Here is a 20,235-nt window from a genome sequence, read left to right on the forward strand (position 1 = left end):
ATTTTGTTCTTATGCGCTAAGACACCTTGAAATAAATCTTATCTGCGATTTATTTTTTACGCTATCAAAGAGAAAATTTCGATTAAATAAATGAATAAAAAAAGGAGTTAAGAATGATAATAAAATATTCATTTTGCTTTTTAGCATTAGCTATTTCATGTTATAGTTATGCATATTCAGCTAAAAGTTGCCCAGAAATTATTCAATTAAAAAACTATAATAATAGAGTCTTTTCAACAGAAAGTGGAGAATGGTTTGGAGTCGCAAATAATTCCGCTCTCAATGTAAGAATAGAAAAATTTGATTCCGCTATATTTCGTCCTTCCGCTGTAATAAGAGTCTTAAATACGAATGCTACAGTTCCGATAGGTGAAAACTTTAAATGCTCATATATACTTTCAGATAATAATCTCTTAGATGTATATTACGAAAGTAATCAAACTAAATACAGAAAACTCTTAAATATTCAAAGTTGGCAGTCTACAGAACTTTTTGGTACGACTTATTACGAATGCAAATCCACTCCCCATCAATGTCAATTTGTTGATATTGATACACCTGTTGTAAAATCAAGTTTTAACTAAACTAACTTTTATTTATTCCACTGAGGGGAGGAGGGGGAGGGATAGACATTTTTAAAAGCTTTGCCAGCCCCAGAAATTAACGTAGGAGAAGAAAATTTTATATAAATTTCAGATTTATTGAAAACATCACAGGAAAAAATAGTTGCATGGGAATGTACCTGTTATTTTTTTATCAAGATTTTTTCAAGTTGTTTTTTATTTAAAATGATATCTGCTAATGTTTTTTTCTTCAAAGTATTGATAAAACTCTGCGTAGCTTCTGCTATATGAGGTTTTAATAAACAAACACTTTGAATAACACAGCACTTCTTGCCCGGATCAAAACACTCGACAACATAAAAGTGATTTTCAATCTTTTCTATGATCTCGCCAATATTTATTTTTTCTGGCAATTGAGCAAGTAATATACCCCCACCGCGTCCCCGCTGTGTGTTTATATAAGCAAGCTCTCCCAATTTATGAACAATACGAGTCAAATGATGAGCTGATATTTGATAAGCTTCAGCAATTTCATCTATTGTACTCAGCTCATCTTTTTTTAGTGCTAAATAAATCAAAACTCTTAAAGTATAATCACTCTGTAGCGTAAGTTGCAAAATCTCTCCTAAAAAACGATACAAGCAAGTTATTTTCTTGCCCCATACGGAGAAGACCGTCTTGCTTAATTTTAGCTCGAAACAACAAATATATCAGAATGAATGTTTGCACCATCCGCACCGGATAAAAAAACAAGTTCTTGAGTTTTTTTAACGAAATCGTCCCCTCCACATATATAAACTTCCCAATTTGTTAAATCTGAAAAATGCTCTTCAACATAAGAGTGAATATCTTTTGTTCTCTCTGGATTATCTGCATCTTGTAAAATACAAGTATGCACTTTAAAATTCTTATTATTTAAGCTTAAATCGATCAATAAAGGATTTGCATACAATGACTGTATATTCAATCCACCTTGCACAATATGAATTTCGGACAAATGATTTTCAGACAGTGCATGACGAGCAATTCCAATTAATGGCGCAAGCCCCGTTCCAACACCGATCAGAAGCAATTTTCTTACTCTAGCTTCTTTAGAATAAAAGCACTGACCAAGTGCTTCAGAGATAAAAAGGGTGTCACCAATTTGAATTTCATTATAAAGCCAACTCGTTAATTTGCCGTTCTCATAATATTTAATATGCAACTCTATTTCACATTTTTCACTTTGTAAGCTTGCAATAGAATAGCAACGTATTTCACCAGAGGGCTTTTTTATATTAACATACTGACCAGGAAAAAATTGATAATTAAGCGGATGTTTTATTTTTAAAATAATAACCCCAGCAGCTAAAATTATTTTTTCTTGAACAATACATGCATACTTTTTTTTGCTTTCATTGCACTTTTTTATAAAAATATCCTGAGTAGGCTTAGACAAACAGGGAAGAAAATGTGATTGCATTTTCTCAGCCTCTGAAAGGCCGAATTGACTCTTTAACGGAATGTTTCCGTGCTCAATTGCCATTGTACAGCTTTGACAAAGTCCACTTTTACAAAAATAAGAAATGCTTTCATTATTTTCCAACAAACAATCCAGAACCGTTTGTTGTTCCTTAAGTTGATAATTTTTCCCGTTATAATTGATTGCAACCATAAAGTCCCTTTTCATTATTTTCCGAGTACAAGATCTCTTGCTGCTTCCGCTTTAGCGCTAAGTGCATTGGCAATTTCATCTGGTATGGAAAGATCAACAAAAGTACTTTGCAAATGAGCTAGCACAGCATCAAAATGTGAGTCATTTAATCCACGAGCAACAAGATGAGCATGCCCACTTTTTAAATCTTTTCCTGTATAATTATTAGGCCCATCAAATAGCAAAGTAAAAAAAGCTTTTTGTTTCTGCATTTGCTTAGTCATGTCTATATCATTAAAAAAATGCTTGATATTTTGATCTTTTAAAACTTTACGGTAAAAAACATTGACAGCTTTTTCCATTGCTTTGTCACCGCCCACTAGTTCATAAAAACTGCTCATTTCATTCTCCGACATGAATAAATTGCTCAAAGCGAAATCTTTAGAAACTCTTTTCTAAAGATGTATTTTAAATACATCTTTAGACTTATTAGTGCAACTCAATCTAGAAAATATTATTTAATTCTTTTTTTGCAATATTTTAACACAATTTATTGCTAATGACTATTCGCCAATTCAAAGCCGTACCAGTCCGAAAAAGAGGAATCAGCGGGCTGCATAAACTCATCTTTATTACAATATTTTTTAGTTCTATAATATTCACTGTAAGACGTTACAAAAACAAAAGTATTTCGATTAAAATCAAATAAATACTTATAATTTGCATGATCACTTCTGAGTGAAGAAGCTAGGTCATTTTCAAGGACTTTTTCCCAATAACCTTTAATTGTTACATATTCATTCTTTTCATCAACTGCCCATCGCCAATATATATTATTATTTTTGTTAGCACAAAAAACATATGTGCTCGATATTGGTTGTTTCGCAATTAAAGTAGTTGAGGAGAAACACAACAATACTGAAAAAAACGATATCTTGAATCGTACCATCTTATTTTCCTTTTTTTAATAAAAAGTATTGTTCTCACGCTTAATTATTTGATAAAAAAGTTACGATGCCTTTGACAAAAGTATCATCATCTATCGCAAAAAGGCTCCACCGTTGCAGACTCGAATCTGCAGGTTGCGCATAGATATAATTTGTTCCGAACTCATTAGTGCATTTATCTCTTAACGCTTTAACTTCATCAAGTCCGTTTGTTATTACAAAGTAATTAAAATACATTCCTCGCCTAATAGAAGCCGTGTCCCAATAGCCAGAGACTTTTATAGTTCCCCCAGATAACCAGTACCATTTTCCATTTTCATCCGCACAATAGACATAAGTTTCAACAGCATAAGTTTTGTTTTCAAAAAAAAATAACGACGAAAATAATATAGCTAAAAATATATTTTTCATATTCAACCCAAGTTATAATTATAAAAATTAGTTAGAATATAAATAAGTAACTATAAAAATAAAATTAGAAAACTAGAGTGATAGATAATATTTTTTTGCTTAAAAATCAATAGCTAAATGCAATTATTCTAAAAATATTTTTATTCTACTTATAAAATATAAAATGGATTTTTGATTTATATTATATAAATATTACATCCCAATGCTTAAGCATATCATAACCAATATTTGATTTAAGTAATAATTTTATATAAGTTATAAAAGGATATTTTTAATAATTTAAATATCTCTAATTACTTGAAAGGAATTTTTTTATGCTAAAAAAAGTATTTATTATATTTTCTTCGATATTAGCAATCCCTGCATTTTCCAGAGAGCCTAAAATTCCAAAAACGACTACTTTTGTTTTTTGTTCTCCTATTCTCGCTCGCTCTAACTGGAGGTGGGCAGTAGATACAAATAATAATTATGTAACAGCAACAGGTTATTGGAAATTAGTCAAAAGCGAAGAAGAGATAATATATGGCACTAAATTTGATCCATATACTTTTGTTTTTGTTATAAATTCAAATGAATATAAAAGACTAATTCACTTTTGTAAAGAAGATGAGTTTATTCAACCTGCTGATAAATCCACCTCCTCATGGTATGCATTCTCAGTAGAGGCCAGTTCAAAGAAATAAGCTCTAAATCAGTTGCAAAATAACCGCAAGGTTAATCATCCAAAAAACTTTTGCGATTGATTTATTTCTTTCTTTTTGATCTTTATTTTTAGTGGAATTTTAATTGCAGTATTATAAATAGAGATAGTTATTATACTCACATTCATAGCATTTTGTCTTCACTCTATTTGCATTCTATTGATTAAATATAAAAGTGAAAAACAGAATGAAAATAAATTTTCTGTGAAAAAAATTTTCCAAATTATTGCAGATGGTTTCATATACACGACAAAAAATAACGAAAATGTTTAGCTATGGTGTCATTTTTCTCGCTGGAAGCTTTTTATTTTCATTAAGAAAAATTACTTCACCTCAACAACAATAGAAGTCGCCGCTGAGTGGGCAGAAATTAAGGCATTTTCAGGGGTATTTCCTGTAGCAATCACTTGAGCAACTTGCCCCATCATATCCTTTGTTTCTTTAGCGTAGTCACCAATTTTTAAGCCTTGAATCACTTGCAAAACATTTGGGAAAAGTGAGGCTAATTCCATTCCTTTTATACTTTCGATCACACCGGGTTTTTGCGAATACACTGTATAACATGCAGCAGCTTGCAAATTTTTACAATCTAAATCAATTTCTTTAGTTTCAAATAAATTTTCTATTAACAGCTCGTAGACACTTAGGTTTAAGCTATAGGACATTATTTTCCCAAGTTGACCACCGCCCAAACGTGCATTTATTTCAACTAAATAAACATCATCATGCCCCAAAATATACTCAATATGGCTGTAACCAAATTTATACTCAATTTTATCAAGAATAAATTTAGTATACTCTTCAAGTTTAGTTTGTAAAATATTTTCATAGCGACAAGGAAATGCGTAACCAAGCTCGACAAAGTAGGGCTGTGGTCCCATAAGTCTATTTGTAACGCCTAATAAATGATGTTTACCATTGCTTGTAAAACTTTCAACCGAAACAACTCTACCCAGTATAAATTCTTCTAATAATAAATTTGCAGATGATTCGTTGTTAAAAAATTTATCGAGCATAGAGAGATCTGTTTTGCTCTGAATGATAATTACGTCTTTACTACCCGAACCTTTTGTCGGTTTTGCCACGAAAGGAAATGTTAAAGACTTGAGTGAAATAAACAATTCTTCTTTAGTATTGACATAACAATATTTGGGAGAAGGAATAAATGTTTGCGAAAAAAATTCTCGCATTTTTTCTTTATTACGTGCAATTTTCATAGCTTTACTTGATGTAAAATTTAATTTAAATTCCTCAGCAACTTCTGCAACAGCTTCGACAAAAGCATCCCTTTGGGTAAACAAAGAGAATTTTTCTTGTTCATGAATCAATTTTAAATATTCTTGACGTACAGATGTCTTGTCCCAATTCACTTTAATAATATTAATTCCCTCAGCAATCTCTGCTGGACAATGGCATTCAAACCAAGAGTATTCAGCTGTTATAAAATGAATTTTGACACCTTTGCTTTTGGCTGCTTTGATAATTTCAAGCCCAGAACCTGTATGCAAAGTTTCAATAAGAACAAGATTTTTTTTCATAGCATAACCTATTTATTTAAATATAATTTAAAAATGCGTCATAGTTGTTTCAGGAACGCCCAGTGAGTATATAAGATCATCACGATAATTTTCAACGATATTTGGTCTTGCTTGCGGTTCATCAATAGAACTTAGAAGTTTATAAAGTAATTCCATATGAGATTCAAGTGGAATATCATTTTCTTTGAGCCAATCATCATTAAATAAAGTGTTTAAATATCTCTCTCCACTGTCACCTAGAATTGCTATTAAAGGTTTTTTATTTTGAATTTTTTGAGAAAGTTTAAGAGCTGAAAGCACAACAGCACCCGATGATACACCCGCAAGTATTCCTTCATTTCTACATAAAATCCGTGCAGATATATAAGAATCTTCATCACGAATGCGATAGACATAATCAATATTATTTACATTCCTAATATTTCTTGGAGTCCAGCTCAATCCGACACCTGGTATTTTATAGGAATGCGGCTCCCCACCAAAAATGGAAGAGCCGTAAGCATCAACACAAGTTACAAGATATTTTGTAGATTTTTCTGCAAAGAATTCTGCAATTCCTCCTATCTGCCCACCAGTGCTGACAGCCGCAACCACACCCGAAATTTCACCTTGAGTTTGTTCAAATATTTCTTTCGCAGTTGTTTCTTTATGCGCGATTGAACTGAGAATATTAAAACATTGGTCAGGTCGATATGAATTTTCAATCTTCCGTGCAAGTTCATTGGCGAGCTGAATTCTTGTTTTATGATAAGATCCTGCATCGTCTTTTTTATCAACAACAATAACTTCTGCTCCATAGGCTTTTATTAGGCCAACATTGACATCTGTCGCTTTCGGATCGACTAAAATAATAACTTTATAACCACGCGCAGCTCCAATCATAGCTAAGCTGATTCCAAAATTTCCTGAAGAAGATTCTATAATTGTTCCTCCATGTTTTATAAGATTATTTTTTTCAGCGTAATCAATTATATATTTTGCAGCTCTATCTTTTATACTTCCTGCTGGGTTTGTTTTCTCTAATTTCACTTGTACATTTGTTCCGCAAAATTTATTAATTTTCCCAATATTCACAATAGGTGTATTTCCAGTACATTCTAATATATTCATTATAATTTATCCTATATAATTAGCATATTTAAGTCTATTTTCACATTATAAAGAGGGATTAAAAATATATGTCGAGTTGTTTTAACCGGAAATTTTTTGCCAACACGAACTGTTTCAAAAATACTATTTACATCAAATTTTTCATTTGTATGCCAATTTAAAACGTCAATATATTTTTCCCCATAATTCATTAAGTAACACGGTATATTTTTCACCCCCATTCTTTTTGCTACTTCAACTCTGTGGTGCCCATCCATTATTATTTGTGTTTTTTTATCGATTACAACAGGAGATCTCCAGAATCCATCTTTCGATATTTTAGAAATTAATAAAATAATAGCATCATAATCAAAGTTTTCATGAGGGATTAATTTCTCGACTTCGATGAATTCAAGTGTGACATCTTTAATTTGATGCATAATCTTTTTTCCTCTAGTAATTAATATTTTAATATCGGAAAGAGATAATGACGTTCAATCTTGTTAATTATAAATAGGAACTCTGGTTTATAATTACTACATGAAAAAAATTAAGTCAAATTATTTTTAAAAATTTACCACCAAAAAACTGTTACTTTATTTAATTGCAAATTTTTTTCAACTAGAGATAAATAAGATAAGCATAAGTGAAAATATGATTGAATTTATATAAATAATTTAAAGACAGATATTGTTAAATTATAATTTTATAAAATTATTTTTAAAAATAAAATATATTTAATGAAAAGACTTAAACTTCGTCGCGTCCTGCAATGAAGTTTTCAGCATCACGTGTGGATGGATTTGTAAAGAATTGAGCAGTTCTTGTGTACTCTACCATTGTTCCATGTCGCATAAAAAGAGTCCAATCAGTTACCCGGCTTGCTTGAAAGAGATCATTTGTGGCCCAAACGAGAGTTGATTTTTCGCTCATATTTAATATTAAATTTTCTGTTTGTTTTAATAATACTGGATCCATTCTTAAAAAAGCATCATCGAGCAAAAGTATTTTGGGTTTACGAATAAGTGCACGGATAATTGAAAGCTGTTGCAAAAAGGGTACTTCAACTTGACTTGGTAAAAGCTCAGCTAAGGAATCAATTTGCGCTTTATTGTGCTGTGATATAGGTAAATTTTCGATCAATTGGTGGAAGTCGAGAATATATTCAGCACCCATTAAACTCTGAGATAATGCAAAGTTTTCTGCTATTGACACAGGTAACCATGCACTTTTTTCAGATACCAGCACAACATTTGGATATATTTTTTTTAGTGTATTGACTGATGGTTTTTCACCACCAAGTGGTATTCCAAGAATTTTTAAGTTGCCTATCTGTTTTAATGAGTTTAATAAAAATTTATCATCAATTTCCCATAAAAACTGAGCTATAATTGATAAAACCATACTTTTACCCGATCCTGCTGGCCCAATGATTGCAACAGATTCTCCCTCATGAATTGCAAAAGAAAGCTCACGGATAGGTGAGATAAAGCCAACTGATAAAGAGTATTTATCAAAGCATATTGCTGGTTCATTCACTTTTATATTATTATCTGACATATATTAATCCAAAAAAAAGATTGACAGGAAAATCCTATCAATCTTATTTTAGCAAAAGAATAAAAAACTAAATATTTATTTTCTATTTTTTATATCTTGGTACTTTGCATCTGTAGGTCCAACATATTTTGCCGATGGACGATAAATGCGGTTGTCACGCCACATTTCAATAATATGCGATGACCAACCCGCAACCCGAGACACAGCGAAAATAGGCGTAAAATCTATCGAATCAATGTCCATAAGGCGATAAAGTGAACCTGACCAGAAATCAACGTTTGGCCAAATATAGTCTTTTGAAGTTTTACCTAGTTCTTCAATCATAGTGTCATGCACAATTCTAAGAGTTTCATATGTGCTTTTATCACTTTTTGTTGCAACAAGTTTTTCAAGCATACCACGTAAAACTTTAGCGCGCGGATCCATTGTGCGGTATACGCGGTGACCAAAACCCATAACTTTTGCTTTTGTCGCAATCGCGTTTAATACCCATTCTTTTGCATGTTCTGGTGCGCCAATTCCATCAGCCATTTCAAGAACTTTTTCATTGGCACCGCCATGTAAAGGTCCAGAAAGAGCGCCTATTGCCGCAGAAATCGACAGCGAAAGCTTAGCTTCGGTAGAAGCGACCACACGCGCTGAGAAAGTAGAAGCGTTGAAGTCATGATCGAGATGCAGGATCAAGGCAACATCAAAAATACGCGCTTCTTCTTTATTTGGTACTTTACCATGGAGCATATACAAGAAATTTTCTGCATGTGACATTTCTGTATTTGGTGGGATATGTGAAAGTCCACGACGATCACGAGAAATATGCGCAACAGCAGTTGCCAATTGACTTATAATTTTGATTGCGTTGTGTATATTTGCATCTTCATTTTTTAAGTTAACAGGCTGCTCGTCAAAACCCATTGCAGCCACTGCTGCTTGCAGCACAGCCATTGGGTGAGCAGAACGCGGCGCTGCGGCAATCACTGCTTCCACAGCTTTTGGTAACACGCGATTGTGTCTTAATTCTGTATTAAATTTTGTCAATTGATTTTTCGTCGGCATTTTTCCATAAAGAGAAAAATAAACACACTCTTCATATGTAGATTTTTCAGCCAACTCTTCGATAGAAATTCCACGATAAATAAGGCGTCCGTCTTCACCTTGAACTTGACTCACAGATGTTGCATCGGCAACCACTCCCGCAAGTCCTTTTGAAAAGCCGAGATCTTCACCCATAAAAATATCCTCCGAAATTATGAAATATAAAATACTTTAAAATAATCGTAGCGAAGCAGAAATACGAAACTCCAAAACAGAATGGCTTACGTACTCTTGATTCTCTATACTCCTGTCGGTACGCACACACAACTATCGGCTCTTTCTAGAAAGTCTTAAGCATTTTTTGCATATGCAAAATACTTATCACTTTCTATTGCTAAATCCCGATAACTTTTTGGTTTTCCTTCTTTTAAAAGCCATTTTTCGAACCATATAAGACATTCCTTAAACCGATCTTCTGAAAGAATTCCTCTAAATTTTTGGATAGCAAGAAATACACCGTATGAAATTAATACATCAATTGCACAGTACTCCTCTATTTTATCTGATGCATTATTAATGTAAAATTCCGAAGCAACTTGGGAACCATCCATTCCACTTAATTTTCCGGCAAGTCCCATTGATTGGGCAAGAATATCTAAGCCAATGCGTGCATTTTTATTGTCAAAGTTTGATACAAAGCTCATCAGATCAAACACTTTATCCGATGCATATTTATAGCGATAAGAATCGTTACCTAAATTTTTTACGTAATCATCAATCGGACAAGTTATAAAATGAATGAGACTTCTTTGTTCTATAACCATTAAATCGAAATTAGAAATATTATATCCGCAAAATGTTACGGGTAATTTTTTTAATTTGTTCCTTTGGTAATCACTCATATAGCGATCATTCATAGTTTGATCGTACCAATATTTATGAAAATCTTGATGTTTTATAGAAAAAGCCCAAAACTCTTTCAGAATGTTTTTTTCAGCTCCTTTTAATTCACTATAACTCTCAACGTTTCTGATAGTTCTCTTAAATCCATCCATGATTTGATAAGTTTCTGGATCGATAAAGATAGCACAAATTGAAAGCACACAATGATAAATTGTTTGAGGGAAATCAATTTTAGTCTGCGCTTTTATCTCTTCGAGTTTTTCATTGTCATTCCAATGAGAGTCTTCATTAAAAACAAATTTATTCTCGAGTCTGTCTTGATAATTTACGTATAATAATGGTATATCAGGAACTGTTTCTATGTCGAAAATAAGAATAGGAGCTTGAGGTCGTTCATTTTTTAAAAGATTTCGAGATGTATTCATAGTCATATTTAGTTAGCTCATTTTTTCATTGCTGTGATTCACAAAATCAATATGATAATATTTTAGAAAAAAATAAAGTCAATAATATTTTAGCGACATGTTAATTGGGCGGGTTTTGCTTTTAATATTTAAATTGTTTAAAAGTTTTTTTTGTAGAAAACATTCAAAAACTAAAATTGTTTAAAAGTTTTTCTTAGCGACTGAGTTTTCTATCAATGGACAATGCTCCACCGCCATTTAGTATAAGTGCAAGTGATAAACCAATGGCAAGAATAAAGAATTCGATCCCCTCACCCGTTTTTGTGCCTGACCAATTCATAAAAAATCCATTTGAGCGATGCATGAGCATTGCCACTGTCATGACAGAACCCACACCAAATGCAGCCACCCGTGTCAGACAACCAAATATAAGACCTAAGCCCCCTAAGAATTCAGCCATTATAGCTAAAAAGGCGAAAAAAAGTGGGATACCTTCCGCCTGATTCATATATTCCAACGTTTTTGAAAATCCTCCGCCACCAAATAAGCCAAAAGTTTTTTGCAAGGCGTGGGGCAATATCATGCAACCAAGCGCTAAGCGCATAATAAGAGTTGAATACTCTGGATTCGTCTGAAAAATAATTTTACTTATATTTTTTTTCATTTTCTGCCTTTTCCTATTGATTCATAACGATTAGAACATTTATGTACGCAATAACTCTTTTCAAGAAACGTGAAACAACTTAAATTACCAGTTTGCCGATAAAGATCAAACGCAAACTTGATTTAATTTATTTTTCTTGGAATAAATTTTTATTTTTAAAAGGATTTTATATATTTAGAAAGAAAAAATATGAAACTACAAATGAAAACAATGCTAAAATTAATGCGTTTTTGGCCACCTTATTTGGGAGCGGGTGTTCATATTAATAACATATCTGACGATATGACATCACTAGATGTCGAGATGAAACTAAAATTCTGGAATAAAAATATTAAAGGAACACAGTTTGGTGGATCTCTTTATTCGATGACAGATCCATTTTTGGTATTGTTACTTATGCATCATCTAGGTAATGACCATATTATTTGGGATAAATCTGCGACAATTCATTTTAAAAAACCAGCGGAAAGCAAAGTCTTTGCTAAAATATTAATAACCAAAGAACAAATTGATAATATTCGTAAGAATACTGCGAATGGAAATAAAATGGAACCCACTTTTAATATTTTTATTAATGATGAAAGCAAAAATTTAATTGCTGAAGTTGAAAAAACTCTCTACATACGCAAAAAAAGCTCCCAAAACAAATAAATGTATTGGGAGCTTTTTTAAAGCAAACGACACTCAATTTATTATTGAGCGTTGCGAGCCTTGTTTACATAAGCAGTTAAACGGCTGATACGACGAGCCATATTGTTCTTATGAATTGTGCCTTTTTTGCGAGTCTTAGCAATAACAGATTGAGCCGCACGAAGGAGTTCTGCAATATTTGAGAAGTCCTTTTTTTGTACAGCTTCAATAACTTTTTTTGTTGCTGTTTTCATTGCGCTCATGTTTGCACGATTACGAAGACGACGAACTTCGCTCTGACGAGCGCGTTTTTCGGAAGAAATATGATTAGCCATGTGAAGCTCCAATATGCTTAAATAAGTAAGTGCTGCTTGAAAAATGAATGCTGGTACACAAACTTACTTGAACCGATTCCAACATTCAAAAACATGACTCAGGAGCTACGGAAACCCAAGTCAATAAAATAAGAGAAATTAACCTTGGCTTTTTGCAAGCTCAGCAAGGTCAACTTTTTTAATTTTAAGAAGATTTGCAACAGTATTCGTTGGACGAGCGCCAACGCCAAACCAGTGTGCCATTCTGTCTGTCTTAAGTTCTACAACAGAAAGGTCAGGCATAGGATTGTAATGTCCAACACGCTCAATAAAACGGCCATTACGCGCATTACGAGAGTCTGTAACAACTACGTGATAAAAAGGACGACCTTTACAGCCAAAACGCTGAAGTCTAAACTTGAGAGCCATATTAAAAACTCCTAAATGGGCAAAGCCATCTATTGGGCACTTGCTGCTGAGTGACGATCCGCAGATACCGTTACCTGCGGTCTAAGCTCGCACAGGGTGCGTTGCCAGAAAAAACCATGCAATCTTGCACAGCAACTGCCTCTGATAAATTCTTATAGAATGAAAGTCAAGAAAATAAGCACTTCATCCATGAAAAAGAAAGGGCGCAACTGTGGCTTGGAAGCTATACAACGGTTTGATATAATTTCAAAAATCGAGGTGACTCCGTGAGTTTACAGACCTTACAAAAAGCTCTTTATATTACTGACTCACCCAGCACGGAGGAGGTTGTCCGAGCGGCACTCTGGCGCTGTGGCGCACGTGAGATCAAAAACGCGCGCACGACCGCAGAAGGCCTTGATATTATTATAAAAAAAGGGTATAAGCCGCATTTTGTGGTTGAAGATCTGAAGAATATAGATAAAATTCGCTTTTTCCCTGCACGATTTCCCGACGCAAGCCATAAATTTTTTCCCCCACCACCCTGCCTTGCCATTTGTCACGATGCGGATCAAGAAGAGATAAAACTTCTTAAAGCAAGTCTTTACAGCAATTTTATCCTCAAGCCTTTAAATGAAAGTCTTTTAGAGGAGCGCATACGCAGCTCATATATAAAAAGTTATTCATATGCCAAAGGTGGAATGCTGATTGAAGCCATTAATTCCCTTATTAGCAGCCATCAGTTAAAAGAAGCATATAACTTACTCGTCCCTGTGCTTGCTAAAAAGCAAAATTCAATGGAATATATCACGTTATTATCTAAAATTCTATTTGAGCTCAAAGAATTTGCTTTCGCAGAAAAAACAGTAAAGCATCTTTTAGCAAAAGATAAAGAGAATTTTTCAGCCAAAAATATGCTTGCAAAAATTCTGATCGCGACAGGTAAACACAAAGAAGCTGAAAAACTTCAATTGTAAAACCTGTTTCTGATAAATTTAAATGGAGAAATTTATGCAAAATATTAAAAATATACTTTGTGTCACTGATCTTTCACAAGTATCGATCAATGCGGAATTAGCAGCAATGCGTCTCACTCAGATGTTCGATGCCAGAATGACAGTGCTCAGTTGTGGTCAACATTATTTACACGAACCAAATAAATTTTTAAATGATGATGTTGTTCAGCCAAAAGATAATATAGCCCAGAGTGAAGAATATAAAATTTTTTTAGAACAAAAAACATTAGAAACACATGACCATTTTAAAAAAATCTCAGAAAGATTTCATGTAAAAATTCCAGAAAATATAGAATATAAAATTAAACTTGAGAATGAAGTCACTGCAACTATCGATATTTTGGAAGAGCAAAGCAGCCAAATTGATCTTATTATTGTTGGGAAACAACAAAGTTCATTTTGGGAAAGAATATTATTCGGTTCACCCGCAAAAGAAATCGCTATAGAATCTAAAGTTTCGACTTTAATTATGCCATCAAGTGAAGAGTGGAGTTCATGGACTCCTATAGGAATACTAGCTGCATCTGCTCTTAATGAAACAAGTGAGTTTGCAGAAGATATGGCCGCAACGTTTGCGGCAAAAGCAAACTGCCCACTTTTACTATTACATGTTTTTGATGCCACTACGACCCATTTAGACATGAATATTTCCCATATTTTTCCAATTGATTACATTCCTTCACAAGTTCAAACAGATACGATAGATGAAATCAAAGCGCAAAAAACAGAAGAAATTACAAAAATAAAACAAAATTTACAAAATAAAACTGGTTTTATGAATATTAGCACTCAAATTGATGTTGGTAGAGTCGGTGACGATATTTTAAAACTTCTGAAAAAAGATAAAAATAAGAACTTGCTGATCATTGGAGCAAGAGGGGAAAGTGCATTGAAAAGATTTTTCTTAGGCAGCAAAACATCTTCAATTGAAGAAGCATGTTTTGTTCCTCTTTTAGTAGCACAAAAAAATTAAATATAAAATTTCATTTTTTTTATGGCAATTATTTTGGAAATAATATACTCTGCGCATTGACTTTATTGCACAAAGGAGTGTCTTATGCCAATTCAAGTTGCAGCACATGGTTTCGAACTTACACAGCCACTAAAAGAGGCCTGTGAAGCAGAATCTAAAGACAAACTGCATTCAATTGCACTCAATCATATAAAAACAAAATGGACTTTATCTATACAGCGGGAAGAACAAATCGCTCATTTAACTTGGGTTGATGGTGCATTTAACGGAGATGTCACTGTTAAATCAACTGATATGTATAACAGTATTCACCAATGCGCAAAAAAAGCAGTGGAACAGCTGAAAAAAAGCCACGCAAAGAAACAAGATCATCATAAAGATTCCAGAAGTATTTTTTATGCTCAAGATACCGAATAATATTTCTAGATCGTTTTTAACATAAAACCTCAAAATATTTATTTATTTTGAGGTTTTACTTTTTATCAGCTATATTTATCATTGATAATATCTGATTAATTCCTTGCGTGTCTTCTGCCAAATGAAAAGACTCTATCCCTTTCAAAGCATATTCATCATTTCCTAAATTCAATGCATAAGCGCATTCATATAATTTACCCGAAATTTGGAAAAATCCCAATGTCATATAAAGAGCAGCTGGTTTAGCACAAATTTCTGTAATATTCTTTTTATTATAAATCTTTTTTTGGTTATATTTTTTCATAGTCGCTATCGTTATACGATCTTGTTTAGCCAACTCAATTGCAGCTTTGAGCAATACTTTGTTAGAATCCGAGGAAAATTGTTCAGAACCAAAGCCTTCTTTACTTAAAGTGTACAAAACTTCATATAAATTCAAAGCAGCAAAAAAATAACCATTTTCATGTAAAAAAATTGCATCATTCTGCATATTTTCAGGATTGGTTTCTTCATTTTGTGAGACAAGAATATCTTCATATTGAGGTAAATCTTCATAAGACATGACCATATTTTTATTTTCTGCTGCACTCTCTATGGCTTTGCCATAGATGATTTGATATTTTTTAATATTAAAAAATGCCATTGAGAACAATATATTTAATAATATTATTCCTACATAATAAATACGATGTCTTTCAAAAAACTTTTTCTTTAATTGCATAGAGTTTGCAGAAGACAAAATAAATTTCAAATTCCATTTATGCCTTGTTGTTAAAGCAAAACCAAATAGTATTCCAGCAAGAGAGCCACCTAAATGAGCGGCCCAATCAAAAATTGGGATAGAAAAACCAAAAATAATATTTAAAACCAAGTTCACAAGCAGGACTCTACCAAACTGCATCCCCTGAGTCGGACGCTTAAATTGTTTTGACAGTCTTTCTTCATATTTTTGAATAATAAACAAACATAATAATAAGCCAAATAAACTTCCTGAAGCACCCACAGATAAATTCTGTAACAAAGCAAAACTACAAAAATTACCGGTTATTCCTGCAACAAGATATAGAATAAATAGATTCCTATGCCCTGCTATCATTTCAAAGATCCGACCAATCGACCATAGACCAAACATATTAACGAGGAGATGCACAAGATTTACATGCATAAAAATTGGAAAAAAAAGTCTTTGCATTTGTCCAGATGCTATCAAACCATTTTCCTTTGCTCCGTAGGCAACCAACAGGTCGTAACCCGGTCCTTGGACTATTTTTGTCAAAAAATTTCCAGACTGAGCACATATAAAAAGATAATAAATGATATTAATTGAAACGATCGTAAAACTAGCTATACTATATTTTCTAAACAAAAATCTTCTTCTATTCGTACTGATCATAATTATCTTTCCACTGCTGAAATAAAACGAATCAATAATATTCTTTTATAATTTCATTCATAAAATGTATTGCACTTTTATTTTTACTCTTCTTCATAAAAGACTTTAGTTCTGAAACAAAGTAATCTATCGTCTGCCTTTTTCCATGATACCAAGCATAACTTATACTATTAATATTTCCACCTGTTTCATGAACTGCGAGTAAAAACTGTTCTCGAATAAAATCATATCTTACTTCATTTTCTCCAAATAAATTACAAAAATTTTCAAGAGTCTTGTCCAATTTATCTTTTGGAATGATTGTAAAAACTTTTCTATTCTCTAATAATTTATTATTAATAATCAAGCCCAATAATAGATTTGTTATAAATTTTGCCTTTTCTCTCAAAAAAATATCCTTGTCATAAATACTTGAATAAAACTCTTTTGGAAAAATATTATTCGAGTCAATAAATTCATTATTATAAGTTCCATAAAAAATTTTATTTCCGCCAGTATTCTTCACCAAAGTTCCCGCGTTATCCCGAGTACGCATATATCCTGCAATTATTAACGCTCGGATAAAATGAATCGTGAGAAATCCTTTTTTACTTAATTTTATTTTAAAATTTTCGATTTTTTTCTTATCAACAAAGCCATTATTTAAAAAAATAATGGTTATTATTTTCTCACCTGCTACTCCCTTTAATATCTTTAATATATATACAAAAACATTTTCCGCATTCTCTGGTGGTAACGTGACATAAAAATAAATATTTAAACTTTTTATTTTGGAAAAAATATTTTGTGGATTTTCATTTAGCAGCACTGCTTGCAAATCTGATTGAAATTGCCTCCCATCGACATATTCAATTGTGAGAGGAAGAACAGTCCGTGATTTGTTCATGATATAAAGTGAATCTTGAGGATACACGATTTTGAGAGTGTGGGCTAAAAATAACCCAACCGCACCTGCGCCAATGACAAATCGACAAATTGAATTATGCGAATTTACAATTTCTAGCCTTTCAGTCCTCGAAAGCACTTCAATTCTCCTACAAAACAGAGTATGGCAGACTCTGATATTGATGAGGGATACGAATAATCTGCACTCAAGAGCTATAACACAAAATTTCGCAAAGAATGGCTCACTTGTTCATACTTCTCAAGCGAAGATCAGATCGCGTATAGATACTCTTATCAAACCAAATGAAAGGCCGTAGATCTCAATGACTCAAAAAAACGATATTTGCTATGAATTAAAAATAAATATCAGTGAAGAAAATAAAGATATCCTTGCAGAATTGTTTGCTGAACTCGATATTCACGATTTTGTCTTAGGGACATTAGAATGCGATGTCGAAGCAGAATACAATCCTCAAGATCCCAAACACGATTACTATACTGAATTAGCTCATAACATCCCTGTTATTTTATATAACAACGATAAAGAGTATTTGCTCTCTATTCAAAGCGCCTTAAAACATCTATTTCCCAAAGTGAATATTCCTTTCGACGAAACGACTTTTACGATTCAAGAATTGGCTGATCAGGACTGGAAAGAAAGCTGGAAAGCATCTTTCCGTCCTATTTTTGTGAAGGATATATTTGCTATCATTCCTCCCTGGGAACAAAGTAAAAGTTTTACGCAAAAACACAAAATTGTCATTGATCCAGGCATGGCTTTTGGCACAGGACAACATGAGACAACGCGATTGTGTTTAGAAACGATGCTCAATTATACAATTCCAAAAAAGGTTTTAGATGTTGGGACAGGCAGCGGAATTTTGGCCATTGCGGCCCAGAAATTAGGGGCTGAATTTATAATTGCCAATGATCTCGATCCCGATTGCATGCGCATTGCTGAAGAAAATGCTCAAACAAACAATGCAGCTGGAATCCAATTTACCAACATACCTATTGAAGATATAAAAGAAACCGATTTTGCATTGATTATTGCCAACATTCAAAGCAGACCTTTAAAAGCTATAATGCCCTCTATTAGGGAGCATATCGCTGATAAAGGAATTGTTATTTTATCTGGTATACTTGTTTCTGAGAGAAAGGACTTTCTCGCTTTTCTTGCAGAGAAAAAAATGAACTTCCTCGCAACCCACACAATGGGCGATTGGTGCTCGATTGTTTGCACTAAATAACTGCGTTCACAGACGATGATTTTTCGTCACACAAAATAGGAAAACAGAAATGTCCGATTATCAATTCGATGTCGCCCTCATTGGTTCTGGTCCCTATGCTTGTTTCACCGCACTTTTATTAGCTGAACAAAATATGTCGGTGGGGCTGATTATTCCCGAAAATTCACAACCATTTGATTCCTTCTTATCTTCACTCAGTGCCTGTTGGCCAACTCTGAATGACCCACCCACTCGGGCGGACGTGGCACATGGGCACGATGTTGCTCTGTATCTCAATGATTTTTGCAGCAAAGGCGTTCACTTTTTTCAAGATAAACTGCTTCCTTTAGTGGGTGACAGTGACAATTGGCTTGCAAGTAAATGCCTGAGGATTGGTTTAAAAGATTTTGAAAAAGAAGAGCTTGTCACAGCCCAAAAACTTGGTTTCTCTCTGCAGAAAACTGCTCAGGATGGTGTCTATCTTGAAAATGAAAAAGCACTGTTATGCATAGATAAAATATTATTGCAAAAAAATATAATTAATGCATTAAATAAATTAAAAGTGACGGTGATTTCTTCAAAAGCTATAAACTTAAAAGAGACTCAAAACAAATGCTTTATTGAACTCAATAATAAAAAAACAATTGAGAGCGAAGTTGTTGTTCTAGGAAATGGCTTAGATATTGCAAAATTAATTGCTAAATTTGAAAAATATCTTATTCCCATGAGCGATTGTTTATACGAATATGAAGCACAGACGGATAAAAAAATTCAGATCGAACCCCTTTCTTTTCGTGCTTCCAATGGGCATATTTGCGGAACATTTATTCAAGATGAAAATAAAGTTACTTTAAGAATATCCGGGCCAAGATTTTTACTTCCAGGAGCAGGGGCGGGCGTTAACTTAACAGAGACTAAAATTCCTGATAAAACTTTTATAAATGTTGAAAAGTTCCAACAGGAAATTGTCTTTCCTATTTTTGCAAAAGAACTTAAATATGCTTCTCTTAATGATTTTACAAATACTTTTAAATTTAACTTAGCAACAATAAAAATATTAGCTGATTGTTACCCCTGCGATGAACTTCCTTTACTGGGAGAATATGGAAAATTGGGTCGTGTGCTGGGCAACACGGGCTGGCTTGCCACAGGATTTCCTGCTGGAGCATGGGCTGCGAAAATAACAACCGATCTTATTTTAAATGAGAAAAGCCCTGACCTACATCCAAGACTGCGCCCCCGCAGATTGCAGACAGCATTTATAAAAAAACATGAAGATTAGTGCTTTCATTACTCATACCTATATTTGTTTTTTTAACTTCCCATATTATTTTCAATGAAGAAGAGGGTTCTCTAAAATTATTGCTACCATTTTAATCTTAATAGGTGTTTATATACTTGTTTTTGGAGTAAAGAAAAAAAAGTAGAAATTTTTAAACCCAAGTATTTATTCATAATGATATATATATTTTATATAAGAGCTAAAGATCGACGTTTTTTTTTTGCGCAGCATTAGCGCCATAAA

Annotated in this window: 24 protein-coding genes; 8 read left to right on the forward strand and 16 right to left on the reverse strand. The window is 33.1% G+C overall.

The features are described from left to right. Positions 1-113: 113 nt before the first annotated feature. The gene (locus EZS29_RS13240) at positions 114-584 is read left to right on the forward strand and encodes a DUF3757 domain-containing protein (protein WP_130611666.1); all 471 of its coding nucleotides are present in this window, start codon (positions 114-116) and stop codon (positions 582-584) included. Between the two features lie 161 nt (positions 585-745). Here the strand turns inward: EZS29_RS13240 and EZS29_RS13245 are convergent, their stop codons facing one another. The 5 genes from EZS29_RS13245 to EZS29_RS13265 all read right to left on the reverse strand — a co-directional run bounded on the left by EZS29_RS13245 (position 746) and on the right by EZS29_RS13265 (position 3,554). Then, positions 746-1,180, reverse strand: coding sequence for an RrF2 family transcriptional regulator (locus EZS29_RS13245; protein ID WP_130611669.1), 435 nt, complete (start codon positions 1,178-1,180; stop codon positions 746-748). 71 nt (positions 1,181-1,251) lie between these two features. Continuing rightward, entirely contained in the window at positions 1,252-2,217 is a 966-nt protein-coding gene (locus EZS29_RS13250; RefSeq protein WP_172603957.1) for an FAD-binding oxidoreductase, read from the reverse strand. Between the two features lie 14 nt (positions 2,218-2,231). Then, positions 2,232-2,597, reverse strand: coding sequence for a group I truncated hemoglobin (locus EZS29_RS13255; RefSeq protein ID WP_216678682.1), 366 nt, complete (start codon positions 2,595-2,597; stop codon positions 2,232-2,234). 155 nt (positions 2,598-2,752) lie between these two features. Continuing rightward, the gene (locus EZS29_RS13260; protein WP_130611678.1) at positions 2,753-3,145 is read right to left on the reverse strand and encodes a hypothetical protein; all 393 of its coding nucleotides are present in this window, start codon (positions 3,143-3,145) and stop codon (positions 2,753-2,755) included. Positions 3,146-3,185: 40 nt separating this feature from the next. Next, positions 3,186-3,554 carry a hypothetical protein gene (locus tag EZS29_RS13265; protein ID WP_130611681.1) on the reverse strand — a complete coding sequence of 123 codons (369 nt, stop codon included), beginning with the start codon at positions 3,552-3,554 and terminating at the stop codon, positions 3,186-3,188. 314 nt (positions 3,555-3,868) lie between these two features. On the opposite strand from EZS29_RS13265, the gene EZS29_RS13270 reads away from it, so the two are divergent. Continuing rightward, positions 3,869-4,237 carry a hypothetical protein gene (locus tag EZS29_RS13270; RefSeq protein ID WP_130611684.1) on the forward strand — a complete coding sequence of 123 codons (369 nt, stop codon included), beginning with the start codon at positions 3,869-3,871 and terminating at the stop codon, positions 4,235-4,237. A 341-nt stretch (positions 4,238-4,578) separates the two neighbouring features. Here the strand turns inward: EZS29_RS13270 and EZS29_RS13275 are convergent, their stop codons facing one another. From EZS29_RS13275 to EZS29_RS13305, 7 genes are all read right to left on the reverse strand, one after another. Continuing rightward, complete coding sequence (locus EZS29_RS13275; RefSeq protein WP_130611687.1) at positions 4,579-5,793, reverse strand: ATP-grasp domain-containing protein; 1,215 nt, start codon at positions 5,791-5,793, stop codon at positions 4,579-4,581. 27 nt (positions 5,794-5,820) lie between these two features. Then, positions 5,821-6,903: a cysteine synthase family protein gene (locus EZS29_RS13280; protein ID WP_130611690.1), complete on the reverse strand. Its 1,083-nt coding sequence runs from the start codon at positions 6,901-6,903 to the stop codon at positions 5,821-5,823. 11 nt (positions 6,904-6,914) lie between these two features. Then, complete coding sequence (locus tag EZS29_RS13285; protein WP_130611693.1) at positions 6,915-7,322, reverse strand: ParB N-terminal domain-containing protein; 408 nt, start codon at positions 7,320-7,322, stop codon at positions 6,915-6,917. 310 nt (positions 7,323-7,632) lie between these two features. Beyond that, positions 7,633-8,442: an ATP-binding cassette domain-containing protein gene (locus tag EZS29_RS13290; RefSeq protein ID WP_130611696.1), complete on the reverse strand. Its 810-nt coding sequence runs from the start codon at positions 8,440-8,442 to the stop codon at positions 7,633-7,635. A gap of 75 nt (positions 8,443-8,517) precedes the next feature. Then, on the reverse strand, positions 8,518-9,669 hold the full coding sequence (locus EZS29_RS13295) for a citrate/2-methylcitrate synthase (protein ID WP_130611700.1): 1,152 nt from the start codon (positions 9,667-9,669) through the stop codon (positions 8,518-8,520). Between the two features lie 155 nt (positions 9,670-9,824). Then, positions 9,825-10,808: a 3'-5' exonuclease family protein gene (locus EZS29_RS13300; RefSeq protein WP_130611703.1), complete on the reverse strand. Its 984-nt coding sequence runs from the start codon at positions 10,806-10,808 to the stop codon at positions 9,825-9,827. 187 nt (positions 10,809-10,995) lie between these two features. Beyond that, a complete protein-coding gene (locus tag EZS29_RS13305; RefSeq protein ID WP_130611706.1) occupies positions 10,996-11,445 on the reverse strand; it encodes a DoxX family protein in 450 nt (149 codons plus the stop codon). Positions 11,446-11,634: 189 nt separating this feature from the next. On the opposite strand from EZS29_RS13305, the gene EZS29_RS13310 reads away from it, so the two are divergent. Next, complete coding sequence (locus EZS29_RS13310) at positions 11,635-12,096, forward strand: YiiD C-terminal domain-containing protein (RefSeq protein ID WP_130611709.1); 462 nt, start codon at positions 11,635-11,637, stop codon at positions 12,094-12,096. Positions 12,097-12,137: 41 nt separating this feature from the next. On the opposite strand, the gene rpsT is transcribed toward EZS29_RS13310, so the two are convergent. Together rpsT and rpsP are read right to left on the reverse strand one after the other, a co-directional pair. After that, complete coding sequence (gene rpsT, locus EZS29_RS13315; protein WP_130611712.1) at positions 12,138-12,410, reverse strand: 30S ribosomal protein S20; 273 nt, start codon at positions 12,408-12,410, stop codon at positions 12,138-12,140. 138 nt (positions 12,411-12,548) lie between these two features. Further along, a complete protein-coding gene (gene rpsP, locus EZS29_RS13320) occupies positions 12,549-12,818 on the reverse strand; it encodes a 30S ribosomal protein S16 (protein ID WP_130611715.1) in 270 nt (89 codons plus the stop codon). Between the two features lie 266 nt (positions 12,819-13,084). On the opposite strand from rpsP, the gene EZS29_RS13325 reads away from it, so the two are divergent. The 3 genes from EZS29_RS13325 to EZS29_RS13335 all read left to right on the forward strand — a co-directional run bounded on the left by EZS29_RS13325 (position 13,085) and on the right by EZS29_RS13335 (position 15,203). Beyond that, positions 13,085-13,774, forward strand: a complete 690-nt coding sequence (locus EZS29_RS13325) for a tetratricopeptide repeat protein (protein ID WP_130611718.1) — start codon at positions 13,085-13,087, stop codon at positions 13,772-13,774. Between the two features lie 34 nt (positions 13,775-13,808). Next, positions 13,809-14,786, forward strand: a complete 978-nt coding sequence (locus tag EZS29_RS13330) for a universal stress protein (protein WP_172603958.1) — start codon at positions 13,809-13,811, stop codon at positions 14,784-14,786. Positions 14,787-14,870: 84 nt separating this feature from the next. Then, a complete protein-coding gene (locus tag EZS29_RS13335; RefSeq protein WP_130611724.1) occupies positions 14,871-15,203 on the forward strand; it encodes an HPF/RaiA family ribosome-associated protein in 333 nt (110 codons plus the stop codon). 55 nt (positions 15,204-15,258) lie between these two features. On the opposite strand, the gene EZS29_RS13340 is transcribed toward EZS29_RS13335, so the two are convergent. Together EZS29_RS13340 and EZS29_RS13345 are read right to left on the reverse strand one after the other, a co-directional pair. Then, complete coding sequence (locus tag EZS29_RS13340; protein WP_172603959.1) at positions 15,259-16,479, reverse strand: rhomboid family intramembrane serine protease; 1,221 nt, start codon at positions 16,477-16,479, stop codon at positions 15,259-15,261. Between the two features lie 148 nt (positions 16,480-16,627). Continuing rightward, complete coding sequence (locus EZS29_RS13345; RefSeq protein WP_130611730.1) at positions 16,628-17,620, reverse strand: hypothetical protein; 993 nt, start codon at positions 17,618-17,620, stop codon at positions 16,628-16,630. Positions 17,621-17,804: 184 nt separating this feature from the next. Between EZS29_RS13345 and EZS29_RS13350 the strand changes: the two genes are divergently transcribed. Beyond that, positions 17,805-18,731, forward strand: a complete 927-nt coding sequence (locus EZS29_RS13350; protein ID WP_130611733.1) for a 50S ribosomal protein L11 methyltransferase — start codon at positions 17,805-17,807, stop codon at positions 18,729-18,731. 49 nt (positions 18,732-18,780) lie between these two features. Further along, entirely contained in the window at positions 18,781-19,992 is a 1,212-nt protein-coding gene (locus tag EZS29_RS13355) for an FAD-binding oxidoreductase (RefSeq protein WP_130611736.1), read from the forward strand. Positions 19,993-20,235 lie beyond the last annotated feature (243 nt).

Origin of the sequence: Fluviispira sanaruensis (assembly GCF_004295685.1) — a bacterium.
GTDB lineage: Bacteria > Bdellovibrionota_B > Oligoflexia > Silvanigrellales > Silvanigrellaceae > Silvanigrella > Silvanigrella sanaruensis.